The organism is Sphingobium chungangianum, from assembly GCF_977014255.1.
In genome coordinates, this window is record NZ_CDRNIV010000006.1 from 1,380,785 (window position 1) to 1,404,896 (window position 24,112).

18 protein-coding genes are annotated in these 24,112 nt (G+C 63.2%); 6 read left to right on the forward strand and 12 right to left on the reverse strand.

Going from position 1 to position 24,112, the window contains the following annotated elements:
- The first annotated feature begins 100 nt into the window (after positions 1-100).
- Both ACWNC0_RS13950 and ACWNC0_RS13955 read left to right on the forward strand, forming a co-directional pair.
- On the forward strand, positions 101-340 hold the full coding sequence (locus tag ACWNC0_RS13950) for a hypothetical protein (RefSeq protein ID WP_449472352.1): 240 nt from the start codon (positions 101-103) through the stop codon (positions 338-340).
- A gap of 289 nt (positions 341-629) precedes the next feature.
- A complete protein-coding gene (locus ACWNC0_RS13955; RefSeq protein WP_449472354.1) occupies positions 630-1,052 on the forward strand; it encodes a DUF983 domain-containing protein in 423 nt (140 codons plus the stop codon).
- A 138-nt stretch (positions 1,053-1,190) separates the two neighbouring features.
- On the opposite strand, the gene secA is transcribed toward ACWNC0_RS13955, so the two are convergent.
- Complete coding sequence (secA, locus tag ACWNC0_RS13960) at positions 1,191-3,923, reverse strand: preprotein translocase subunit SecA (RefSeq protein WP_449472356.1); 2,733 nt, start codon at positions 3,921-3,923, stop codon at positions 1,191-1,193.
- Positions 3,924-4,557: 634 nt separating this feature from the next.
- Here secA and argJ point away from each other — a divergent pair.
- Positions 4,558-5,784, forward strand: a complete 1,227-nt coding sequence (gene argJ / locus ACWNC0_RS13965; RefSeq protein WP_449472358.1) for a bifunctional glutamate N-acetyltransferase/amino-acid acetyltransferase ArgJ — start codon at positions 4,558-4,560, stop codon at positions 5,782-5,784.
- Positions 5,784-6,581 (forward strand): inositol monophosphatase family protein, encoded by a 798-nt coding sequence (locus ACWNC0_RS13970; protein WP_449472360.1) that lies wholly within the window; start codon positions 5,784-5,786, stop codon positions 6,579-6,581. Before argJ ends, ACWNC0_RS13970 begins: the two co-directional genes overlap by 1 nt.
- 86 nt (positions 6,582-6,667) lie before the next feature.
- Here ACWNC0_RS13970 and trxA read toward each other — a convergent pair whose 3' ends face one another.
- The 9 genes from trxA to ACWNC0_RS14015 form a co-directional block, all read right to left on the reverse strand.
- Positions 6,668-6,988 carry a thioredoxin TrxA gene (gene trxA, locus ACWNC0_RS13975; protein ID WP_449472362.1) on the reverse strand — a complete coding sequence of 107 codons (321 nt, stop codon included), beginning with the start codon at positions 6,986-6,988 and terminating at the stop codon, positions 6,668-6,670.
- Positions 6,989-7,018: 30 nt separating this feature from the next.
- Complete coding sequence (addA, locus tag ACWNC0_RS13980; protein ID WP_449472364.1) at positions 7,019-10,459, reverse strand: double-strand break repair helicase AddA; 3,441 nt, start codon at positions 10,457-10,459, stop codon at positions 7,019-7,021.
- On the reverse strand, positions 10,440-13,415 hold the full coding sequence (gene addB / locus ACWNC0_RS13985) for a double-strand break repair protein AddB (protein ID WP_449472366.1): 2,976 nt from the start codon (positions 13,413-13,415) through the stop codon (positions 10,440-10,442). The genes addA and addB overlap by 20 nt, the downstream gene beginning before the upstream one ends.
- The gene (locus ACWNC0_RS13990; RefSeq protein ID WP_449472368.1) at positions 13,408-14,118 is read right to left on the reverse strand and encodes a nucleotidyltransferase family protein; all 711 of its coding nucleotides are present in this window, start codon (positions 14,116-14,118) and stop codon (positions 13,408-13,410) included. The genes addB and ACWNC0_RS13990 overlap by 8 nt, the downstream gene beginning before the upstream one ends.
- The gene (locus tag ACWNC0_RS13995) at positions 14,115-15,101 is read right to left on the reverse strand and encodes an aminoglycoside phosphotransferase family protein (protein ID WP_449474623.1); all 987 of its coding nucleotides are present in this window, start codon (positions 15,099-15,101) and stop codon (positions 14,115-14,117) included. The genes ACWNC0_RS13990 and ACWNC0_RS13995 overlap by 4 nt, the downstream gene beginning before the upstream one ends.
- Entirely contained in the window at positions 15,098-15,535 is a 438-nt protein-coding gene (gene tsaE / locus ACWNC0_RS14000; protein WP_449474624.1) for a tRNA (adenosine(37)-N6)-threonylcarbamoyltransferase complex ATPase subunit type 1 TsaE, read from the reverse strand. Before tsaE ends, ACWNC0_RS13995 begins: the two co-directional genes overlap by 4 nt.
- A gap of 13 nt (positions 15,536-15,548) precedes the next feature.
- Positions 15,549-17,897: a PAS-domain containing protein gene (locus tag ACWNC0_RS14005; protein ID WP_449472370.1), complete on the reverse strand. Its 2,349-nt coding sequence runs from the start codon at positions 17,895-17,897 to the stop codon at positions 15,549-15,551.
- Positions 17,898-18,156: 259 nt separating this feature from the next.
- Positions 18,157-19,566, reverse strand: coding sequence for an adenosylhomocysteinase (gene ahcY, locus ACWNC0_RS14010; RefSeq protein WP_449472371.1), 1,410 nt, complete (start codon positions 19,564-19,566; stop codon positions 18,157-18,159).
- Positions 19,567-19,928: 362 nt separating this feature from the next.
- Positions 19,929-20,489: a YqgE/AlgH family protein gene (locus ACWNC0_RS14015; protein WP_449472372.1), complete on the reverse strand. Its 561-nt coding sequence runs from the start codon at positions 20,487-20,489 to the stop codon at positions 19,929-19,931.
- A gap of 137 nt (positions 20,490-20,626) precedes the next feature.
- On the opposite strand from ACWNC0_RS14015, the gene ACWNC0_RS14020 reads away from it, so the two are divergent.
- A complete protein-coding gene (locus ACWNC0_RS14020; RefSeq protein WP_449472374.1) occupies positions 20,627-21,109 on the forward strand; it encodes a redoxin family protein in 483 nt (160 codons plus the stop codon).
- A gap of 76 nt (positions 21,110-21,185) precedes the next feature.
- Positions 21,186-22,640, forward strand: coding sequence for an AMP nucleosidase (locus tag ACWNC0_RS14025; protein WP_449472376.1), 1,455 nt, complete (start codon positions 21,186-21,188; stop codon positions 22,638-22,640).
- A 16-nt stretch (positions 22,641-22,656) separates the two neighbouring features.
- Here the strand turns inward: ACWNC0_RS14025 and ACWNC0_RS14030 are convergent, their stop codons facing one another.
- Both ACWNC0_RS14030 and ACWNC0_RS14035 read right to left on the reverse strand, forming a co-directional pair.
- Positions 22,657-23,418: an alpha/beta fold hydrolase gene (locus ACWNC0_RS14030; RefSeq protein ID WP_449472377.1), complete on the reverse strand. Its 762-nt coding sequence runs from the start codon at positions 23,416-23,418 to the stop codon at positions 22,657-22,659.
- Between the two features lie 2 nt (positions 23,419-23,420).
- Positions 23,421-24,110: a DUF2238 domain-containing protein gene (locus ACWNC0_RS14035; RefSeq protein ID WP_449472379.1), complete on the reverse strand. Its 690-nt coding sequence runs from the start codon at positions 24,108-24,110 to the stop codon at positions 23,421-23,423.
- Between the last annotated feature and the right edge of the window lie 2 nt (positions 24,111-24,112).

The window sequence follows — 24,112 nt, forward strand, 5'->3', positions numbered from 1 at the left end:
TGCCGTTGCAGATGATCGTAGCTGTGGCTCGCCTTAACCCTCGTTAAGGAGTATTGTGAACCAGCATGCTATCACTTCACCTCACCATCTGGAGGTTGCAATGTCTGGGCAAACGGATGCACCTTATTTGTTCCGGCGCGCGCGGGAAGAAGCTGCCAAGGTCAACGACGCGTTGGCGAGGCACGCTCCTGCCGAAGAGGTTGCGGCGCATCGGGAATTGGCGTTGCGGTATAAAGTGCGGGCACTGGCCGCTTCGTGTCCCGATCAAGTCCTGCATGACGCCATGGAAAATTTTGACGTGACGAGCGACCCCGTAGGCGGAAAGCCTGCGCATCAATAACCTAGGGGGATTGCAGCCGATAAAAATGAAAGCGCCCCCGAGCAAGGGATGCCGGGGGCGCGACTTGTATGCTGTCGGGCATCCAAATCGCGGCGCGTTTAACAGACATTGTTGACGACTGCAATCCAGTGATAACTTTCCAGCGGCCATGCCGTAACGTCAATGCGGACGACGCCCTTTGGAGCGAGGCAATATGCAGGTGGGACAAAAAGGCCAATTGAATTAGGCTCCTCTATCATCACATGGACTTGCCAGGCGAAGGCCCGGAACGTGCACAGGGGAAGCAGATATGGTTCAACCGTCGGATAAGTCGCCACGGCGTTCGCTGATCGAAACCGGCGCGCTGGGCCGTTGCCCCCGGTGCGGCGACGGGCATATTTTCAAGGGATTTCTTACCGTCCGCGATCGGTGTGAGGTTTGCGGACTGGACTATTCCTTTGCGGACCCGGCGGATGGCCCAGCGGTGTTCGTGCAGTTGTTCGCCTGCGTTCCCGGCGTCATCTTTATCGTGATGCTGGAGATATTGGCGCGGCCGCCTCTATGGGTGCATATCGCCGTCGGCATCCCGGTGCTCATATTGACGACAGTGCTGCCGTTACGCCCGATCAAGGGCTGGCTGGTCGCCGCCCAATATGTGACGAAGGCGCAGGAGGCAGGGACGGCGGACCTATGGGCCAAGCTTCACGGAGAAGGGTCGGACAAGCGGGATTGAGCGATGGGGGCGTATGGATCGCCCCTCCAGAAGGCCCCGTGCGCGCCCGCCTCGTTTCAGATATGAGCCCCGCCGCGCCAGTTTGCTGGCATGACGGGGATTCGATAAGCTCTCAGAACTACCGCTAGCGGTTGGCGCTCAGGCGAGCGCGCCGTGGCAGTGCTTGTATTTTTGACCAGAGCCGCACGGGCATGGCGCGTTGCGGCTGATATCCAGATTGGTGAACTCGCCGGGCTGTGCATTGCCGACCGGCGGACGCGGGAGCGTGGTGGTGATGCCACCCAACTGGCCCGCGTCAATGTCGCCGCTATTATCTTCGCCCGAGAAGGGGTCGATGTGGGTGGTGATGAAGTCGGGGAGCACCGGCAGGTCGAACTCGGGCAACGGTTCTTCCATCCTGAACTGCACGCGCGCGATCGAGCCGGTCACATCCTCGCGGATGTTGCCGAGCATGCGTTCGAACAGCGCGAAGGCTTCCTGCTTATATTCGTTGATCGGCGTCTTCTGCGCATAGGCGCGCAGGTGAACGACCTGGCGCAGCGCGTCGAGGGTCGACAGATGCTCTTTCCAGTGATGGTCGAGGCTCTGGAGCAGGATCGACTTTTCGATCATGTGCCAGTTTTCCGGATCGATCCCGCCAATCTTTTCGGCGACCGCTTCATCGGCCAGAGCCTTGAGGCGTTCCTCGATCAATTCCGGATCGACGGCATCTTCCGTCAGCCATGCGTCAAAATCGGGTTCAAGCCCGAGGATTTCGGCGGTGCGCGCCTTCAGCCGGTCGATATCCCACTGTTCGGGATACGTGCCCGGAGGACAGGATGCGCCGACAAGGTCGTTGACCGTTTCGTGCCGCATGTCCGTCACGACGTCATCAACGGTGTCAGCGTCCATGATGTCGGCGCGCTGTTCATAAATGACCTTGCGCTGGTCGTTCATGACGTCGTCATATTCGACGACCTGCTTGCGGATGTCGTAGTTGCGCGCTTCGACTTTCCTCTGCGCGGTTTCGATCGCCTTGCTCAGCCATTTCGAGGGGGGCAGCGCCTCGCCATCCTCAAGATTGGAACGGATCATCTTGGCGAACATGGTGTCCGGGCCGAAGATGCGCATGAGATCATCGTCGAGGCTGAGGTAGAAGCGCGAGAGGCCGGGGTCGCCCTGACGCCCTGAACGACCGCGCAGCTGGTTGTCGATGCGGCGGCTTTCATGGCGTTCGGTCGCAAGGACGAAGAGGCCACCAGCGGCGAGCACCTCGGCCTTTTCAGCTTCGATCTCGGCGTCGATCCGGGCGATCGCGGCTTCGCGTTCCGGTCCTTCCGGCATGTCGCGCAGTTCGTCCTCGACGCGCATTTCGAGGTTGCCGCCCAATTTGATGTCGGTGCCGCGACCAGCCATGTTCGTCGCGATGGTGACGGCGCCCTTCCGGCCCGCCTGCGCGACGATGTGCGCTTCGCTTTCATGGAAGCGAGCGTTGAGGACGGCGTGCTTCACGCCTTCCTGATTGAGGAATTCGGACAGCATTTCCGACTTTTCGATCGACACCGTGCCGACGAGGACCGGCTGGCCCTTTTCGGCATGGACCTTGATCGTCTTGGCGATGCCGCGGAACTTGTCTTCCAGATTCTTGTAGAAGCTGTCTTCCTCATCGACACGCTGCACCGGCCGGTTGGTCGGGATGGTGACGACGTTCATCTTGTAGATTTCGTAGAATTCGGTCGCTTCGGTCGCGGCCGTGCCGGTCATGCCGCCGAGCTTCGGGTACATGCGGAAAAAATTCTGGAAAGTGATGGAGGCGAGCGTCTGGTTTTCAGGCTCGATATTCACCCCTTCCTTGGCTTCCACCGCCTGGTGCAAGCCGTCCGACCAGCGGCGGCCATCCATCATGCGGCCGGTGAACTCATCGATGATGATGACCTTGCCGTCTTTGACAATGTAATCGATGTCTCGGCGGAACATAACGACCGCGCGCAGGGCCTGGTTCACATGGTGGACGACGGCGGTGTTCTCGAAATCGTAGAGGTTGGCGCCCTCCAGCAGGCCGGCATCTTCCAGCATGCGCTCGATCTTCTCGGTGCCGTCTTCGGTCAGGGTGACGGTGCGCTGCTTCTCGTCCTTCTCATAATCGGCTTCGTCCAGCTTCTTCACGATAGCATCGACGGCGACATAGAGTTCGGACTTGTCGTCCGTCGGGCCGGAGATAATCAGCGGCGTGCGGGCTTCGTCGATCAGGATCGAGTCTACCTCATCGACGATGGCGAAGTTGAAGGGCCGCTGCACCATCGATGCGCGGTCGTACTTCATGTTGTCGCGCAGATAGTCGAAGCCGAGTTCGTTATTCGTCGCGTAGGTGATGTCGGCGTTATACGCTTCGCGACGCTGATCCTCGCTGAGGTTCGGGACGATAACGCCCGTGGTGAGGCCGAGGAAACGATAGACCTGCCCCATCCATTCGCAGTCGCGGCTGGCGAGATAGTCGTTCACGGTGACGACGTGGACGCCCTTCCCTTCCAGAGCGTTCAGATAAGTAGCGAGCGTCGCGACCAGCGTCTTGCCCTCACCCGTGCGCATTTCGGCGATCTCGCCGCGATGGAGGACGATGCCGCCGACCATCTGCACATCATAATGACGCTGATGAAGGGTGCGCTTGGCGGCTTCGCGAACGGTCGCGAAGGCTTCGGGGAGCAGGTCGTCGAGCGTTTCGCCCTGGGCCAGGCGTTCGCGGAAGCGGGCCGTCTGGGCCGTCAGTTCCTCGTCGCTCATCGCCGAAATGGCGGGTTCGAAAGATGCGATGCGTTCGACGATCTTGCCCAACGACTTGACGTAGCGTTCGTTGGACGATCCGAAGATGGACTTGGCGAGTGCGCCGAACATGCAAGTTCCTGACAATAGGGGAGCGCGCGCCCTTTTAAAGCAACGCACACGGATATGCGCGGCGATTTAGGGTTTGGCTGTGGGATAGTCAATTGATGAGCGCGTCTGCGTCACCGGCAAACCGGTCGGCCATCGCGGGAACGAAGCGTGGCCTCGACATCTATCACCTTTGCGCCTGGGCTTACCTGCTGCCTTGTCGGCCAGCGTCGACGCTGCGGAAACGTGCGTGGGCAACGGTCAACCGTGCGGAAAGTCTGTATAGGAGCCACAACTACCCGGGGCGCCAGCACTGGCGCCGGATTAAACACCGGCGGTGGGCGACGGAATATTGGTCGAGGCACCACGGATTTACGGGCTAGGCGCACGGTAGACGTGGTGCGGCAATAACGGTCTCCCTTTCGGTCGGTCCAGCATGACCAACTGCCGCTGACCGGCTCGGTCTGCGCGAGCGCCCCGTCCACGGCAAAAACCGTCAGCAGCAGGAAAGCAATACGCGAATGAAGCTGTGGCAAGCTCGCCCCCTTTCGGAGGCGCACCTTACGTATCAGGCTACAGAGCGCCATGGCTAAAGGTGGTTAACGTTTGCAATCATCGCGGGCGTTGACGGTTTCCGCAATTACGCTAATCCGCGCTCATGACACAGCGCTCTCCCCTCGCCCCCTTAGCCTTTCCTGAACTTCCCGCGATTTCGGGCGTGACCGCGCGCGTTGCCAGGGCGCGGTACAAGAATTGGGATCGGTGCGATCTGACATTTGTGGAACTGGCCGAGGGGACGGCGGTTGCTGGCGTGACGACGCAGAGCAAGTGCCCCTCCCCCGAGGTCGAATGGTGCCGGGACGCCATTCCCCTCGGGTCGGCGCGGGCGCTGGTGGTGAATGCGGGCAATGCCAATGCCTTTACGGGCCATCGCGGGCGGGCGGCTGTCGAAGCGATCGCGGCTAAGGTCGCCAATCATCTTGGGTGCCTGCCTTCGGATGTGTTCGTGTCTTCGACGGGGGTGATCGGTGTTCCCTTGCCAGTGGACAAGGCTGAAGCGGGGCTGGAGGCAGCTTTCTCCGCCGTGCCTTGCGAGTGGGAAGAGGCGGCGAATACGATCGGGACGACCGACACCTATGCCAAGGGTGCGCGCACCAGCGCCATGATTGGCGAGACGCGCGTTGAGCTGGTGGGGATCATCAAGGGATCGGGCATGATCGCGCCGGATATGGCGACGATGCTCGGCTATATCTTTACCGACGCAGCGGTCGAGCCGAAACTGTTGCAGCAGATGCTGTCGGCGGCGAACCGGCGGACTTTCTCCTGCATCACGGTCGATAGTGATACGTCGACCAGCGATACGGTGCTGGCCTTTGCCACGGGCAAGGCGGGCAACGCCCCGTTGGCGTCGATGGACGATGCGGGAGCGGATGCGTTTCAGGCGGCGCTGAGCGACCTTTGCCTGCAACTGGCGCATCTGGTGGTGCGCGATGGCGAGGGCGCGTCGAAGTTCATCGAGATCAGCGTCGAAGGCGCGGAGAGCGACGCGAGCGCGCACCGGATCGCACTGTCCATCGCCAATTCTCCGCTCGTGAAGACCGCTATTGCGGGCGAGGACGCGAATTGGGGGCGCGTGGTCATGGCGGTCGGCAAGGCGGGCGAACCGGCTGATCGCGACAAGCTGTCCATCCGGTTCGGCGTGACGCAGGTGGCCTCGGGCGGGCTCGCGGCGGAAGGCTATGACGAGGCGCCGGTTGCCGCGCACCTTAAGGGGCAGGATATCCAGATCGGCGTGGACCTTGGCCTTGGCGAGGGCCGCGCGACGGTCTGGACCTGCGACCTGACGCATGGATATATCTCGATCAACGCGGATTACCGTAGCTGATGCCGATCGAATTGCATGATGATGTCGTGACGCTGATGCGTGAAGTCGCGCGCGATATCGTCATGCCGCGCTTCCAGAATTTGCGCGCCGACGAGATCAGCGAGAAGGCACTCGACGACTTCGTCACCGTTGCCGACAGGGAAAGCGAGATCAGGCTGGCCGAAGGGCTGAGCCAGATCCTGCCCGAAGCGGGAATCATCGGCGAAGAAGCCTGCGCGGCGGACCCGGCGATATTGGATCGGGCGGGTGACGGGCTCAACTGGATCATAGACCCGATCGACGGGACAGGTAATTTCGCAGCTGGGCGCCCGCCTTTCGGTATCATGATCGCGTTGGCCGACGCGGGAACGACATTGGCGGGATGGATATTGGACCCGCTTACCGGGCGTTTGTGTCACGCCACCCTAGGCGCTGGCAGTTATATTGATGGCGAGCAGGTCCGGGCGCGGGAGAGCGGCGATCCGTTGCCGATAGCGGCGCTGGCGGTTTATTTCATGTCGGACGAGGAGCGAGCTGACATTCAACGGCGGGCGGAAGGGGTGTTTGCGCTTGTGGACATTCCGCGCTGTGCGGCGGAGCAATATCCTCGGCTGGTGCTGGGGCAGAATGATGTTTCGGTCTTTGCGCGAACATTGCCGTGGGACCATGCCGCCGGGACGCTGTTTTTGAACGAGGCTGGCGGATGCTGTCAGCGGTTGGATGGGTCGCCTTATATGGTGGGCGATTTGCGACGGGGGTTGTTGGGGGCTTCGTCGCCGAGGTTGTGGGAGGCTGCGGCGGGGGTGTTGTTTCGTTGAGGCGCGGTGGCCGGAGTGGTGGAGAGGTTGCGCGTTCCCCTCTCCCCAGCCCTCTCCCCTGAAGGGGAGAGGGAGTTAGGTGTGCGTTAGAGGACGCTTTCTATCCAGCCTTTTAGGGCGCTCTTGGGCGCGGCGCCAACTTTCGTGGCCGCTGCTTCGCCATTTTTGAACAGGATCATCGTCGGGATGCCGCGCACGCCATATTTGCCGGGCGCGTCGGGATTTTCGTCGATGTTGATCTTGGCGATGATGACCTTGTCAGCCAGTTCCTCGGAGATTTCTTCCAAGGCCGGGCCGATCATCTTGCAGGGGCCGCACCATTCCGCCCAGAAATCGACAAGCACGGGCTTGTCTGCGTCGATCACGTCCGCCTGGAAGCTGGTGTCGGTGACTGCCTTGGTAGCCATGTTATATTTCTCCTTCAGTTGGGCGGATATCTAGGACGGTGACGCGTCCGTCTCAACGGGTGAAAGCGGCAAATTCTCCTGCGCGGGGGGAAAGCCCGGCTTGTGCGCGGCGAGAAGGTCGTGCGGCAGGGTGATGAGGCGCGGGGCGCTGGTATAGAGCAGCGCGGCTTCTATCCTGCGGTCGGGGAAGATCACCTGAAGCGCGGCGGCATAGGCCGCCATCTGGCGGACATGGGCAGCGGGGACTTCCTCCACGCTGAGGGGCGCTATGCGGCCCGTCTTGAAATCCACGACCTGCACCCGATCGGGGCCTATACATAGCCGATCCACGGTGCCGGAGATCACCATGTCGCCGACGACCGCGGCGACAGGCGCTTCAGCAAGGGCGCCTGGGGCAAAAAGCGGTGCGAAGTCGCTGTCCTCGATGACGCGGAGGGCCTGCGCGATGACGTCATGACGCAGTGATGCGTCCGCTGCGCCCTGCTGTTCGAGCCAGCGGTCGGCGCGTTCGCGGCGTTGTTCGGGCGAAACGTCAGGCAAACGCTCGAACAAGGCGTGCAGCCAGCGCCCCCGCTCGCTCGCCGCCCGCATGGCAGGCGTGGGCGGGGGATAGGGCACGTCATCCTCTACCGGAGCGGAAGGTGCGAGGGGCCGGGGGGGACGCGCTTCTTCTGGCGCGGGCTGACGGAGCCAAGCGGGTTCGGCGTGCGACGCCGCTTCAATCGCGGCAGCTTTTTCGAGAGCGCGCGGAGGCAGGGCTTCTGCGCCCAGCCAACGCCGACGCGCACCCCATAGATGATCGTCCTCCCATTCCGCGCCAAGGTCGATCATGGCGTTCTGGACCGCCGTGAACCAGCTTTCGGGTTGCGGCATGCCTCGGGCGCGCGGGCCTAGCGAGCCGGTGACGACCAGCCTTTCCTCGGCACGGGTCAGCGCCACGTAGAGCAGCCGCCAATGCTCCTGCCGTTCGGCAGCGCGGGCTTCCTCCAGAACTTGCCCGATGGGACCAAGCCGCTCGGACTTGCGGGGAGGGAGGATAGGCAGGCCGTTCCATTCCAGCGAATCGCTGCGTGTCCCGGCATCGGGATCAAGGCAGGCGTCCGCCAATATGACGACCGGGGCCTGCAAACCCTTCGCACCGTGCACGGTAAGAAGGCGGAGCGAATCGCCCTGCGCCGCCGCGTCGCGGACGATCTCCACTTCGCCCCGGTCGAACCAGTCCACGAAGCGCTGCAAGGAAGGGTGATCGTCCGTTTCGAAAGCGAGGGCGGCGTTGAGCAATTCCTCGATCGGATCGGCGGCTTCGATGCCGAGCCGTTCGATGAGGCGGCGGCGACCCTCCATCGGGCCGGACAGGATCGCTTCGAGATAGCGGTAAGGCGTAGTGAGGTCCGCGCGATTCAGCAGGGTGCGAAGCGGGGCGAGCAGCTCTTCGTCCTGGGTGCGGGTGAGATGCTGCCAGAGCCCAACGCGGCGGTTCATGGCGCAGGCCATGAGGTCGTTCTGCGACCAGCCGATCAGCGGCGACACCAATAGCGAGGCTAGATTGAGATCATCCTCAGGCTGCACCGCGAAACGGAGCGCGGCAAGGAGGTCGCGCACGGCAAGCGGCGCATTGAGGCGAAGGCGATCGATCCCCGCGACGGCGACGCCTTCCTCATAGAGGCGGGCAACGATCAGGCGGGCTAGTTCGCTTCGACGGCGGACGAGGATCATGATATCGCCTGCCGTGACGGGGCGGCCACGGCTTTCGAGCATCATGCCGTCATTGATCCACTGACGAATCTGCCGCGCGATGTTTTGGGCGAGAAGGCGTTCCTGATCGGCGGCCCAATCCTCCTCCCCTTCCGCGTCGTCGGACAGGCCAGCGATGGCTGGCTTCCATAGCAGGACTTCACCGGGGAAGCGGTTGGCGCTGATGTGCTGGACGGCGCCCGAGTTTAGACCGAGCCGTTCGGCGCTCAAGGTCGCGATTGTCCGGTCCACTACGTCGAGGACGGCGGGCGTGGAGCGGAAACTGCGTTCGAGCGACAGGTCGTGGAAGATATGGTCGGCATCTTCCGCATGACGCTGGAAGGCGATTTGCGCGGCGGCGAAGGCCTGCGGGCTGGTGCCCTGGAAGCCGAAGATCGCCTGCTTGAAGTCGCCGACGGTGAAGATGGTGCGGACGCGATCGCCCTTGGCCCCCTCCCCTGCGAAGAATTCGGCCGCGAGCGCGCCGACGATCTGCCATTGGCTGACGTTCGTGTCCTGCGCCTCATCGACCATGATGTGGTCGATGCGCTGGTCCAGCTTGTAGCGAATCCAGTCGGCGATGCCGGGTTGGGACAGAAGCTCGGCGGTGCGGGCGATGAGGTCGTTGAAATCCACGGCGCCGGCAAGCTGCTTCGCCTCATGATAGGCACGGGCATAAGCGCGGCCCGCATGCAATCCCTCGGCGAGCAGGTCGACATAGGCAGCGAGCGCCTTGAGGTTCAGAAGCTCGGCGCAATGGGAGTGGAGGCGCGCGCTTGATTCACCATAGCCATCGACCGGGGGAACCCAGCCCTTGGTCGAGATGAGGTGGCCGTCCTTCTTCGCCCAAGCGGCGTGCAGATCCTCCAAGGCTTGCGCGCGGTCGCGAGCGCCTAAGGCTCGCCATCGGGTTATTCGGTCACAGCGCTCCAGGGCGCGGCTGGTGCCCCAGTCGGCATTGGCTTGCGCAATCGAGGCGAGGGTTCGCATGTCGAACTGTGCGTCGTCGCACTGGTTGGCGAGGTGAGCGATGACGTCACCCTCTGGAAGGCCGAGTTCGCGATAGAGCGAGGCGGCGATGTCTTCCGGCAGTTGCTCCAGTGCCGAAAGATGGGCGGCACAGCGCAGGAGGAATTGTTCGGCGCCACCCTCCCCCAGACGTAGGCTGATCGCCTGTAGCGCTTCCATAAGGCGGTCGTCGCCCTGATCCTGCGCACGGACGGCAAGATCGGCCAGGGTCTGGCGGGCGAGCGCCGCCTGCTCCCGCTGGTCGAGCGGGCGGAAGCCGGGGGGTAGATCGGCTTCGAGGGGAAAGGCGGTCAGCAATTGCTGGCAAAAGCCGTGGATGGTCTGGATGCGAAGGCCGCCGCCGGTCGATTCCAGCACCTCTGCGAAGAGGCGGCGGGCGCGATCGCGGGCTTCCGGGCCGCTATCCTCGTGCAGCGCCTCCAGATCCTCGAACAGTTCGCCTTCCTCCATCTGGACCCAGGCGGCGAGGCGATCATGGATGCGGTCGGCCATTTCCGCCGCGCCCGCTTTGGTGAAGGTGAGGCAGAGGATATTTTCGGGCCGCACGCCCTGTAGCAGCAGGCGGAATACGCGAGCGGTCAGCACATGCGTCTTGCCAGTGCCTGCCGAAGCCGACAGCCACACATGGGCGTCAGGCGACGCGGCGCGCGCCTGCGCTCCCGCGAGCGGTTGAAGGGCCGAGGTCTTTCTAGACATCGTCGCGGCCATACCATTCCTCCAGCCGCATCAGCTGGTCATAGTCGCCATAGTTTGCGACTTCGGGATTCACCTGCGCGTCGAAGGGCGCGGCGCCGGTCAGATAGTCCCCCGCGATCTTCTCGAACCATTCATGGACGAGCGATGTGAAGGAGGCCGTTACGATCTTATCTCGCTTCCCCATCGGATCGACGGGGCTTTCCCGATAGCCGAAGGCGTCGTTCTTCTTGGCCAGCGACCAATATTCGAAACATCCTGCGGTTTTTGCGCCCTCGATGGCCGGGAAGCCACCCTGTTCGGCGATGAGGCCCAGTAGCCCTAATTGGAGGGAATAGCCTGCCTTGACCTGCTTGGCGCTGGGCGGTTTGCCGGTTTTGTAATCGACTATGGCTAGCGATCCGTCCGGCATGCGGTCGATGCGGTCAGCCTTGCCGGTGAGGGTCACGCCAGCGATCTCCGCCCTGCCGTCCGTTTCCACCGCCAGGATGGAGCGGCCCGCTGCCTGATCGGCAGTCACTTCGGCGGCGATCCAGCGGATCGCCTCGATCAACCTTGGCTGCCAGAGCGCCTTCAGCAGCGGATGGACATCGGGCCGGTCGAACATCGCACGGGCGCGGGCTTCCAGATCGGCGGGGTCGCGCCGCCCGGCCTCTGCCCAATGCTGAAGGATTTCGTGGACCGCCGTGCCGCGCCATGCGGGACCAGCATCGGCATCGACCGGGTCGAGGCGATTGAGGCGCAATATCCGCTTGGCGTAGAAGGCGAAGGGATCAGCCTTCAGCCGGTCCACATCGGTGACGGGGATCAGCTTCGGGCGGACGGAGGCGGGTGGCACTGGCGCGGGACGGCGGCTTGGCTGATGCCGCGCTGGGCGGTCGAGTGTCTGCGCCAGCGCTGCGTAACGATCCGCGCTCTTCCATTGTGGACCGGCCATGGCCTTCGAGCGCAGCCAGAAGCGGGAGGCTATGGCGGGGCCTCCCGATCCTCTGCGCGCGCGGGTGATGAGGACGTGGGGAGCGCCCAATGCGCTCGCAAAGTCATGGGCTGCGCGGCCGATGCGGGTTTCCAGGCCCGGCAGGCCGAGTTCCCGCCGGATGCGGGGAGCAAGCCAGGGATCGGGGGACGGCAGGCCGGGCCAGGTGCCCTCGTTGAGGCCGCCGAGAATCATGAGGTCAGCCTGAACCAACTGGGCTTCGATCAGACCCAATATGGAGATGCGCGGATGGCCGCCCTGAACCGGGCGCACTGAAACGCCGCCCAACATATTATCGAGCAGGGTCGGGAGGGATCGGATGTCGGACTGTTGAGGGCCTTCGGGGGCCGCCTGTTCCAACTCCGCGAACAGATCGGCGGCGGCGTGGCCCTGGACACCCGACCATATGGCGTCGCCGGTCAATGCTCCGGCTTGTTCGCGGAGGGCCGCCAGTTGCGCGGCAAAGGTCGGGGCGACGGCGCAGGCTTGCTCCAGCGGTTCGAGCAGCGCGCGCGCCTGAGACCACCATTGCCGTGTCTGGTTTCGCAGCGCCTGCTGGCGATCCTCTCCTTCCCGTTCGGCGAGGAGTAAGTCGATCCCTTGAAGGCCCGCAGAAGGACGCGGGCCGCGCAGTAATAAATCAAGGCCGCGCACGCCTTCCAGCCATGGAAGGCGTCCTTCGCCGCGCATGACCAGCGGATGCTTGAGCAATGTCAGGAGCGCGACGGGCGCGAAGCGTTCGGCCACTGCCTGGGCCAGCGCGATGAGCAGAGTGCCCGGCGGCAGGCGGGACAGCGGAAGGCCTGCGGAATCGTCTGCCGCGATTCCCCAGCGCGCCAGATGCGCCGACACGCGGGTGGCGAGTTGACGGTCGGGCGTGACCAGCGCGGCGGTGCGGCCCTGCGTTTCCACCGCCTCACGCAGGGCGATGGCGATCGCCTGAGCTTCCTCACCCGGCGTTGCGACTTCCAGCGCCTCCACTCCTGCGAGCGAACGGTCGGCGGTCTTCAGATCGCGCCAACGGCTGGTGAGCCGCGGGGGGAGCATCGCGTTGGAGATGTTGCGGCTGCGGACGGCGCGTGCATCATGCTCGCTGCCCCAACGCCACAGCGCTACGTCATCGCGGGTGGCGCTCATTCCATTGAGCAAGCGCTTCAGGGCATATTGGGGATGGGTTTCATGCGCAGGGGGCGCACGGCCGGTGACGGGGTCCGACGCGAAAGGACCGATGGCGTCCCATGCGGCTTCGTCCATTTCATGGTCTAGGCCAGCGAAAACGACGCTGCCGCGCGGCAGGACGGCAATCCTTCGAAGCAGACCCGCAACCGCCGGAGCGGTCGTGGCTATGCCAGCGGCGATCACGAATCCGGTCGGCGGCTCTGCGGTCCAGCGGGAGGCAAGGCGATCGAACAGGCGGTTGCGCCGGTCAGCCAGGTCGATGAGGCCAAGCCGCGCCAATTCCTCGGGCCAGCGGCGAATGAGGATGGAGAATAGATCGAGCGATCTTTGCCAATGGCCCGACAATTCGTCCGACAGCGTTAGTTCGGAAAGCGCGGTGATGGGAACCCGCTCCACCTGCATCTGGTCGAGCACTGTGCCGAGCGCCTGACCGAGCTTGATAGCCTGCGCGGCGTCTATTGGCTGGCCGGATGCCTGCTGAACCATGCGGGCCAGGATCATCTGGCGGCGCATGGGCGCAATCGCGGGAGGAATGGTCTCTCCCTCCGCCAGAGGATCGAGCGCGCCGCCCGCTTGTTCGCCAATATCAGGATCGCCGATCGCGACCAATCGGGGAAGAAGCAGGCCTCCACCTGACCGGCGGACGAAAGCGTCGCTGACGGCGCGGATGGCTCGATTGGTGGGTAGCAGGATCATGCCCTGCGCCAGCGCCATGGGATCGCTGCCATGCTGCGCGACTATGCCCGCTGCCAAGGCGTCGGAAAAGGCGCGGTGAGCTGGGATGTTGAACAAGGCGGGCCGGGTGCGGTCACCCATAGGCGAGCATCGTTTCCACAAAAGGAATGGCGCGCGGCGTGCCGACGTCGAACCAGAGGCCCTGATGTGACACGCCGTAGAGACGCCCCGCTTCGATAGCGCGGTTCCAGAAGATATTGGTCGAAAATACGTCGGATGGCGGATCGACCAGCAGGCTGGGCGAAAGTATCTGCACGCCAGTGAAGACGAAGGGCGCCACATGGCTCGTCTTGCGGCGGCTTAACCGGCCAGAGGCGTCCATGTGAAAGTCGCCAGGTCCGGTGTGGCAATGGGCGCGAGCGAGCGGCACCAGCAGCAGCAGCGCATCCATGCGATCGGGGTCCCACAGGCGCTGCATCATGCTCAGCGTTTCCTGCGGCCCGTCGATCCAGAGATTGTCGCTATTGGCGCAGAAAAAGGGCTTGTCGCCCAGCAGGGCACGGGCATGGATCAAGCCCCCGCCCGTTTCCAGCAGCTTGGGACGCTCGTCGGAAATCAGCACCTGCATGCCGTTCGAATGGGCATTGAGATGCGCCTCGACCGTGTCGGCGAGGTAATGAACATTGACCACCACCTTGCTGATCCCACCGGCTGCGAGCCGGTCCAGCGCGTGATCCATCAGCGGCTTGCCCGCCACCTTGACCAGCGGCTTTGGGCGCGTGGCGGTGAGCGGGCGCATCCGCTTGCCAAGGCCAGCCGCCATCAGCATTGCCGTGTCGATCATGCGGGGGCGTTATCCTGAAGCGCGAGATGGCGCTTTTCCGCTGGGATGTTGGCTGCGAACCAGTCCGCTACCGGCGCGAGCGCGGGGTGCGCCAGGTCGCGTTCCAGCAGGTCCCACATGCGCGGCAGGAAGGACAGGTAGCGTGGCTTTCCGTCCCGCTTCCAAAGCCGCGTGAAGATGCCGATGATCTTCGCATTCCGCTGCGCGCCCAGCACAGCATAGGCAGCGTCGAAGTCGGGCGGGGGATTTGCGATGGCTTTGTAGTGGCCGATCATCGCGGCTTCCACCTCCGGCGGTACATCGCGCCGAGCGTCCTGAAGCAGCGACACGAGATCATAAGCGGGATGCCCGGCGAGAGCGTCCTGAAAGTCGAGCAGGCCAAGCCCCCGCACTTCAGGCCGATCGATCAGCATGATATTTTCGGCATGATAATCGCGCAGCACTGTGACGACGGGGCTGGCAGACTGCTCGACGATCGGCAGCACGGCATCCCAAGCGCGTGTATAGGCATCTGTTTCGACAGGCAGGCCGATCGCGGGGCAATACCATTCGGTGAGCAGCCCTGCTTCGCGCTGATAGACCGCGCGGTCATAGGGCGGCAGGTCGGCGGCAGGCTGGCGATGAAGATCAGCGAGCAGTTCGACTGCGCGGCTATACACGCCTTCCTCGTCGGCGGGGACATCATCCAGATGTTCCTTGACCCGCAAGTCGCCGAAATCCTCGATGAGCACCAGACCTTGCTCCAGATCGCGGGCAAGGATCGCCGGGGCAGCGAAACCCTGTCCCGTCAGATGTTCGGCGATGGCGATAAAGGGGCGCGGGTCTTCATGTGGCGGCGGCGCATCCATCAGCACGGCACGGCGTGCGCCATCGACCACGCGGAAGTAGCGGCGGAACGACGCATCACCCGCCAGCGGGACGATAGCGGCATGCCCCCACCCCGCAGCTGAGAGAAAGGCGGGAGCGGAAGCGGGCGGGATCATATCTGCGACCATCGCTCTGTCCAAGCGTCCGGCACGCGCACTGTCAAGCGCCGAGCGCCGTCGGGTTCGATGTCGATGTGGAGCCGCAGCGCATGCGGCCATGCATCCGGACCCAGGCGATCCGGCCATTCGACGATCAGCAGGCTGTCCATCAGATATTCGTCTAGAGCCAGTTCCCGCGCCTCTTCCGCATCGTCAAGGCGATAGAGGTCGACATGGGCGACGGGCAGCTTCACCTCCGGCACGTCATAGGGCTGGACGATCGCGAAGCTGGGGCTTGGCGCCTCGCCTGCAAGGCCAAGCCCCTCCAATATGCCGCGCGCGAGCGTCGTCTTTCCCGCGCCAAGGCCGCCCTCCAGCGCGATGACGTCACCGATGCGCGCCACGTCAGCCAGACGGCGGCCGAGGGCCAGCATCGCCGCTTCGTCGGGCATGGTCAGGCTCTGCTCAGCCACGGGGTAGCTCGATCACGGCCATGGTGCCCTGCCCCGGCTCTGACACGAGCTGGAGGGTGCCGCCATGCGCCTCTGCCAATTGCTTGGCGAGCGGTAGGCCGATCCCGGCCTTTTCACCGCTTCGTGCCTGTTCCGCGCGCGCCGCAGCATCGAAGATCGTGGCGCGGCGCTTGACGCTGATCCCGGGACCGTTGTCGGAGACGACGAGCCGCGCGGAATCGCTGCTGCCGTCCCCGTGCAGCAATACGCGCGCGCCACGTCCGCTGTAGCAGACGGCGTTCTCCAGCAGATGATCGAGCGCCTGGCCGATCCGGCGGCTGTCGCCTTCCACCTTCCCCAATGTTTCATGCAGGGAGATGGCAAGGTCGATGCCCTTGGCCGTTGCCTCGGCCTTGATCCGCTCGATGCTTTCCTTTGCCAGGGCGGCGAGATCGACAGGGGCACGGTCGATCGGGAGCGTCCCGGCTTCTCCCTGTGTCAGGTCCAGCACATTGTCGATCAACATCGACAGGCGACTGGTACTCTGAAGAATGCCATCGACATATTCCTTGGCGGAATCGCTCATGTCTCCGGCGTAGCCCGCGCTCATCATCTCGGCGAAGCCCGCGATGGTGGTGAGCGGCGTGCGCAATTCGTAGCTCATATTGGTGACGAAGGCGGTCTTGACCCGATCGGCCTGCTCCAACGCTTCGTTGCGGTCGCGCAGCACCTGTTCGACACGGCGGCTGTCGGTGACGTCCAGCATCGTAAAAAGTGCATTGCCGTCGGGCAGAGGGATGGCGGCAAATTCGAAGATGCGGCCGTCCGCGAAACCGACATGGCCGACGCGCTGCTTGCGTTCCACTGTCGCGGCGCGGACCAGCTCGCGGACGAGATTGGCCTGCTGCGGCTTGGCGAGGCGGGATTGGACGGCGCGGAGAAGTTCGTCGATGCGCGGGTGCTGCGCCAGGAGGTCTTCGGAGATTTCCCAGATCGAGCGGAAACGACTGTTCCAAAGCGACAAACGGCCATCGGACGAAAAGACGCCGATCGACTCGAACAGATTGTCGAAGGTCGCCGTGCGGACTCGCAGCAGCGTGTCGCGCGCGCTGGAAAGCTGGACCTGCTCCGTCCGATCCTCGAATATCAGGAGCAGGCCGCCGTCAGGCAGTGGCTGACCATAGACGCGCAGATGCGTGCCATCGGCGAGCAGCCAGTTCTCTTCGCGCGGGTCCGGGGAGAGGAACCAATCGCGACGTTCAGCGCGCCACGCCGGAAAATCGCGATGTTCGGGCAGGCGGCGGGCCTCGCGCATGCGGTCGAGGACGCGTTCGAACACGGGCTGGTCGGCCAGATGTTCCTGATCTAGCCCGAACAAACTCATGAATGGCTGATTCCAGAAACGCAGGGTGCGATCCGGGCCAAAGCGGGCCACGCCAGCGGAGAGGCGATCGAGAAGGTCGCGCTGAGCCGCTTCAAGGCGGCGGTGCTCGACGCGGGCCTGTTCAAGCTCATTCTGGTCCATCGCGAAACCGGCGACGCCGGCCTCGCCAAGCGGCACATCGACGACCCGCATCGTGCGGCGTTCGCCATCTATGGTCGCTGGCACCATGCGTTCGACCACCCGATCCTCGGTCAGCGCCTGCTCTGCTGATGACTGAGGGCCGAGGCCCCCCACCGCCTCGACCAACTCCGTGCCCTGAGCGATGACATCTGCCGCATTGGCCCCATCCACCGCCTGGACATAGGCTGCGTTGACGAGACTGAGGCGCATGTCGGCGGTGCGATGCCACATTGGAAACGGCGCGGCTTCCACAAGGCCCGCGAGCGCTTCCAGGGCTTCGCGCAGTTGCTCGACCTTGCTCTTCAGCGCCTGGATTTCCGACTGGCTGTCGGTCGCGTCGAATATCCACAGGACTACGCCGCCGCTTTCGGCAAGCACTGGCCCGGCAGGCGCGCCGCGCACCAGCAGGAGCCGGGAGGAACCCTTCCCCCGCACAGGCAGGGCGAAGCTGCGTCCGGCGCGCTGGGCCGCCGCTATTTCCTGCGCGAGGGCCGACGCGTCCTCCGGCTCCAGGCCGCCGTCGGGCGCGGTCAGTTCGGATACGAATGCGGGCACCCGGTCCTTGCCAAGCCATTTGGCGAGCCGGTCGGCGGCTTCGATCCGGCCATCGGCGTGAATGATGATGGGTGCAGCGGGTGCCGAGGCGAGCAGGCTGGACAGGCGATCGAACTTGCCCTGCACTTGCGTGCCTTCGCGACGCATGCGCTGCCCGGTCGAAAGCGCCCACACCGCGGCGGCCAGCCACGCGGCCAGCACGATCCCCAATATGACTGCGGCAAATGGGGTCAATGACGTCATTGCGCCTGTTCACCCCTCATCGCGACCTGCCACCCCTTTGCATGATTATCAGGGGACTAACCCAAGTCGGGAGCAGCGTGAAGCGGGGAGTTGGAAGAAATGCGCGGCTCCTTCAAGACGGACACGCCCTCATCTTCGTCATGCCAGCGAAAGCTGGCATCTCAGCCGGACGCCGTTGGCAATAGATCCCAGCTTTCGCTGGGATGACGAGAGGCTAAGCATAAAAAAGGGGAGACTTTCGCCTCCCCCGTTTAGGTTTTTAGTAGCGGTAATGATCCGGCTTGAACGGACCTTCCGGCGTCACGCCGATATAGGCGGCCTGCTTGGGGGTCAGTTTCGACAGCTTCACGCCGAGCTTTTCGAGGTGAAGCGCCGCCACCTTTTCGTCCAGATGCTTGGGCAGGACGTAGACGTCGTTCTTATACTGGTCCGACTTGGTCCACAGTTCGATCTGCGCCAGCACCTGATTGGTGAAGCTGGACGACATGACGAAGCTGGGGTGGCCGGTCGCGCAGCCCAGGTTGACCAGGCGGCCCTTGGCAAGGACGATGATCTTCTTGCCGTCGGGGAACTCGACTTCATCGACCTGCGGCTTGATTTCAGTCCACTTCATGTTCGAAAGACCGGCAATCTCGATTTCGCTGTCGAAGTGACCGATGTTGGACACGATCGCCATATTCTTCATGGCGCGCATGTGATCGACGGTAATGACGGCTTCATTGCCGGTCGCGGTGACGAAGATGTCGGCGCGGGTGGCGGCCTCTTCCATCGTCACGACTTCATAGCCTTCCATCGCGGCCTGAAGCGCGCAGATGGGATCCACCTCGGTCACCAGCACGCGGGCGCCGCCATTGCGGAGCGAGGCTGCCGAGCCTTTGCCAACGTCGCCGAAGCCCGCGACGCATGCGACCTTGCCAGCCAGCATCACGTCGGTGGCGCGGCGGATGGCGTCGACCAGCGATTCCTTGCAGCCATAGAGATTGTCGAACTTCGACTTGGTGACGCTGTCGTTCACGTTGATCGCCGGGAAGGGAAGCTTGCCCTTCTTCGCCAGCTCATAAAGGCGGTGAACGCCGGTGGTGGTTTCTTCCGAAACGCCCTTGATCGCGGCGACGGTCTTGGTCAGGTAGCCCGGACGATCGGCTAGGAAGCGCTTGAGCGTCGCGACGAAGATTTCTTCTTCCTCGTTACCCGGCGTGAACAGTTCTTCCCCAGCCTCGACGCGCGCGCCCCACAGGGCGAACATGGTGGCATCGCCGCCGTCGTCCAGGATCATGTTGCAGGGCGTGTCACCCCAGTCGAAGATGCGGATGACATAATCCCAATATTCCTCCAGCGTCTCGCCCTTGACGGCGAAGACGGGGATGCCGCGCGCGGCGATGGCAGCGGCGGCATGGTCCTGGGTCGAGAAGATGTTGCACGAAGCCCAGCGGATTTCCGCGCCCAGCTCAGCCAGCGTCTCGATAAGCACGGCGGTCTGGATCGTCATGTGCAGCGATCCAGTGATGCGCGCGCCCTTCAGCGGCTTGGCAGCGCCGAATTCGGCGCGCAGGGCCATCAGGCCGGGCATTTCGGTTTCGGCGATCTCGATTTCCTTGCGGCCGAACGCGGCAAGGTTGATGTCGGCGATCACATAGTCCTGCGCCTGGGTGGCGGGTGCGGTGGCCACGAGCGTGTCTCCATCGGTTTAGAATTTGCCGGAGCCGCTCGCATGGCGAAACGGCGGCGATGGTCTGCGCTTTACCAATCGCCGCCGTTGATGGCAACTCAATATAAAGTTTTCTTTATGTCACTCTTCTCCGGGTTGAGAGGCGACCGCGACTCCCGAAAGATGCCACGACAAACTTCTTCATGATTTGAACCCCCGAGCAATTCTCGAGGATGAAGGTGCGCCCCCGCGCTTGTCACATTCCAAGGCAGTTAGCGGGAATTTACCTGGAAATGTTCAGTTACGATGCGGAAACAAGCTCTGTTCCGCGCCATCGTTACGCAGTTGAACCGGGAAAATATCTCGCAAATTATGCGACGCGATCAGGCGGAGCCAGCGCCGCTCACCAGATGAGACGCATCGACTCCGGCAGCGGCATAGGCCGCCGCCCATTTTTTTTCCGCCGGAACGTCGAACAATATATCTGCGCTGCATGTCGCCGGGAACCAGCTTTCGCCGGTCATCTCCTGATCGAGTTGCCCTGCGCCCCAACCGGCATAGCCGAGGGCGACGATGTAGCGACTGGGACCAGTGCCTTCCGCGATCGCCTTCAATATCTCCAGCGAGCCGGAAAGCCCCCAGTCCTCCCCGACCTCCACCATGTCATGCCCTTTCCAATCGAGGGAATGCAGCACGAAGCCCCGGCGCGGTTCGACCGGCCCACCGCGAAGCACGGGTATGTCGGGGACATTGGCAGGGTTGATGTCAAAGCTTTCGAGCAGTTCATGCAGCCCCACGCCCTCGATTTCATCGCTGACCGCGATGCCGAGAGCGCCATTTTCATCATGGACGCAAATGGCGATCACGGAATGATCGAAGCGCATGTCTTCCATGCCCGGCAAAGCGAGCAGGAACTGACCGGCATAGGAGCGAAGTTGATCCATAGGATGAATATACGCTGCCCAGCGGCTTTGCCAATGGCGGGCTGTCGTTCACCGGGGGCGATGCGACACGTAAGCGCGCCTTGACACAGGACCGCCAAGCGCCGACCTCCCGCCTCATCAACGGCAGGAGACAGAATATGACCATCGCAAAAGGGGATCGCATCCCCGCTACCACCTTTGCCAAGATGACGGAAAATGGGCCGGAGCAAGTTTCCTCCGACGAGTTGTTCAAAGGCCGGACGGTGGCGCTCTTTTCCGTTCCCGGCGCCTTTACGCCGACCTGCTCGGCCAAGCACCTTCCCGGTTTTGTGGAAAAGGCCGACGCCCTGAAGGAAAAGGGCGTGGACGAGATTGCCTGCACCGCCGTCAATGACGCATTCGTCATGGGCGCATGGGGCAAATCAGCCGGAGCAGACGATAAGGTTACCATGCTGGCGGACGGCAATGGCGACTTCGTCAAGGCTGCGGGCCTGACGATGGACGGCAGCAAGTTTGGCATGGGCACGCGTGGCCAGCGCTTTTCCATGATTGTAAAGGATGGCGTGGTGACCGAACTGAATGTCGAGGCACCGGGCGAATTCAAGCTTTCGTCGGCTGATCATCTGTTGGGGCAGCTCTGACGCGATGGCCGCGCGATGCCCTCATCGCGCGGCCACCGGCCTTCCTTCCGTCACATATCTGCGGTAGCAAGGTTCGATGACGAAAAGCATCGGCAGCGCGGCGGTCGCGCAACTGGACCGGATCTACCAGACCTCTATCGGAAATCTGCGCGAGGCCATGCAGGCCTATGCCCGCGATGGCAGCGTGCCGCCGCCAGAGGCAAAGTCCGATCGCTGCTTCTGTTATCCCGAACTGCGCATCACCCACCATGCCGAAACCGATGCCCCGCCGCCCGGGCGATCCTTCGCCCGCCTGTCCAAGCCCGGCCTTTATACCACCACGGTCACCCGGCCGGAGATGTTCGGCGATTATCTGGCTGAGCAGATCGATTTGCTCGTCCGGGATTATGGGGTCGAGGTCGAAACAGCGGTCAGCGACCAGCAGATTCCCTTTCCCTACGTGCTGGATGGGCTGGACATCAGCGCTCTTGACGGCACCCCTCCGACCGAACTGGCGCGTCATTTCCCCGCAACCGAGTTGGCGGAGATCGGAGACGAGATCGCCGATGGCCTGTTCACGCCTGATGCGGAAGGGCAAAGGCCGCTGGCGCTGTTCGACGGGCTGCGCACCGATTTCTCGCTGGCCCGACTGAAACATTATACGGGGACGCCAGCCGAGCATATTCAGCGATACATCCTCTTCACCAACTATCATCGCTATGTCGACGAGTTTGTGGCCTGGGCCTGCGCGGAACTGCAAAGAGACGGCTCGCCCTACACCGCATTGTCCGGCGCAGGCGGTGTCTATGTGACGCGGGAGACGGCTGATCCCGCGCGCATGATCGCGGACAGCGCATGGCGCAAGCATCAGATGCCCGCCTATCACCTTATCGCGCCCAATCGCAGCGGGATCACGCTAGTCAATATCGGCGTCGGTCCTGCCAATGCGAAGACCATCTGCGATCATCTGGCGGTGCTGCGACCGGAAGCCTGGTTGATGATCGGTCATTGCGGCGGCCTGCGGCCCAGCCAGCGGATCGGCGACTATGTGCTCGCCCATGCCTATCTGCGCGACGACAAGGTGCTGGATGATATGCTGCCCCCGGAAATTCCGGTGCCAGCCATTGCGGAGGTTCAGGTCGCCCTCGCCAAATCCGCCGAAGCGGTGCTCGGCGGTAGTAGCGAGGAAGATTTCAAGCGCAGGCTGCGCACCGGGACCGTGGTGACGACCGACGATCGCAATTGGGAGCTACGCTATTCCAGTTCAGCACTGCGCTTCAGCCTGTCGCGCGCGGTCGGGATCGACATGGAGTCCGCGACAATCGCGGCGCAGGGTTATCGGTTCCGGGTCCCCTACGGAACATTGCTATGCGTGTCAGACAAGCCGATCCATGGCGAACTGAAGCTGCCGGGGCAGGCGAACCGCTTTTATGAGGAAGCGATCGCGGGACATCTGCGGATCGGCCTGATGACGTGCGAACTGCTGCGGCAGGAAGGCCCTAAGCTGCACAGCCGCAAGTTGCGAGCCTTCAACGAGCCGCCATTCCGGTAAGGCGTGCGACCGGCGGTCAGGCGGTCAGGAACTCCACCATCGCCTCGCCCAATTCCTTTTTCGTGACCGCGGCCATGTGATTGCCGGGTATCTCGACATAGCGGCCATTGGGCAGAGTATCGACAAGCTCCTGCGCAATCCCATTATCCTGATCGTCGACGCCGCAGATGACTTCGGTCGGCTGCGTGAAGGTCGCGATCGTTTCGGCGGACGTGTCCACGAAGGTGTTCAGGATATGCAGTAGCGCGACTGGATCGCCCTTCGTCGTTTTCAGGAAGGCTTCCGTCATCCATTCCGACGTGCCGCGCTCGAACGTGCCGAGGTTGGTGAGGACGGTACGATAATAGCCGCCCTTGTCGAGCGTATTGACGAGGCCGCGTAGTCCCATGCCAGCCAGGATCACCCGGCGCGGGGTCGCGCCGCGCGCCAGCATCCGCACCGTCGTCCGCGCACCCAGCGAATAGCCACCCAAGTCATAATCGGTCAGGCCAAGCTGGTCGATGACGGCCAGATTGTCGTCCGTCAAAGCATCGGGCGGATAGGCGGCGGGATCATGCGGTTTGCCGCTTTCGCCATGTCCGCGCAGGTCCGGCATGATCAGCCGGAAGCCAGCCTCCACAAGCCGCGCCGCATGGCCGTAACGGATCCAATTGGTCCAGGCGTTGGAGAAATAACCGTGGATGAGGACGAGATCACGCCCCTTCCCCGCGATATGGACCGCAATGGGAAGACCGCCGTGCCCCTCGACTTCCACTTTCTCTAGCTCAAGGTCGGTCATGATCACTCCCTCACTGTGTCGGCGCTGCTCGATATGGCCTTGGCGCCGCCTTGTCGATGGCGGCGTAGGCCAAGGATCAGCAGGGCGATTAGTGCACCGACCTGAGCGGCGGCCATGTCCTTCTGCGGGTCCCAGACGTCGCCTTGCTGGCCATTATACCAGTCGGCGGTTTCTCCTTCCGCCATCAGCGTCAGCAGCCATTCGAAGGATTCATAAAAGGCGCTGATGAAGCCGATCGTGACGAAGCCGAAGGCCAGGCTCCAGCCCAATCCCATGCCACCCCGTCGCCGCGCGATCTGCGCCAGTGGGTGCGTCAGAAGCAGGCCAAAGGCGAAATGGACGAGCCGGTCATAGCCATTGCGCCGCCACCCGAAGGTGCTCGAAAGGTCATGGCCTGTCATCGAGCGCGCCCAATCGTCATAGGGCACATAAGAATAGATGTAGCGCCCGCCCAATGTATGCAGGAGCAGGAACAGGGTGATGCAGGCGACGGCTCCGTTGGTCAGAGGCCAGCGCCGCAGAAGCCATGGCGCAGCCAAGGCGAGCGCGATTGTCGGCCCATGCTGTAACGGCGCGAGTTCGGGAAATGGCTGATTGATCTGCACGGCGGCGATGGCGCCAATCAGCAGCAGGATCATCCGGCGCTGCGCTATCGGAAGGCTTTTCCAAACAGCGGCAGCGCCGGACGTCATCA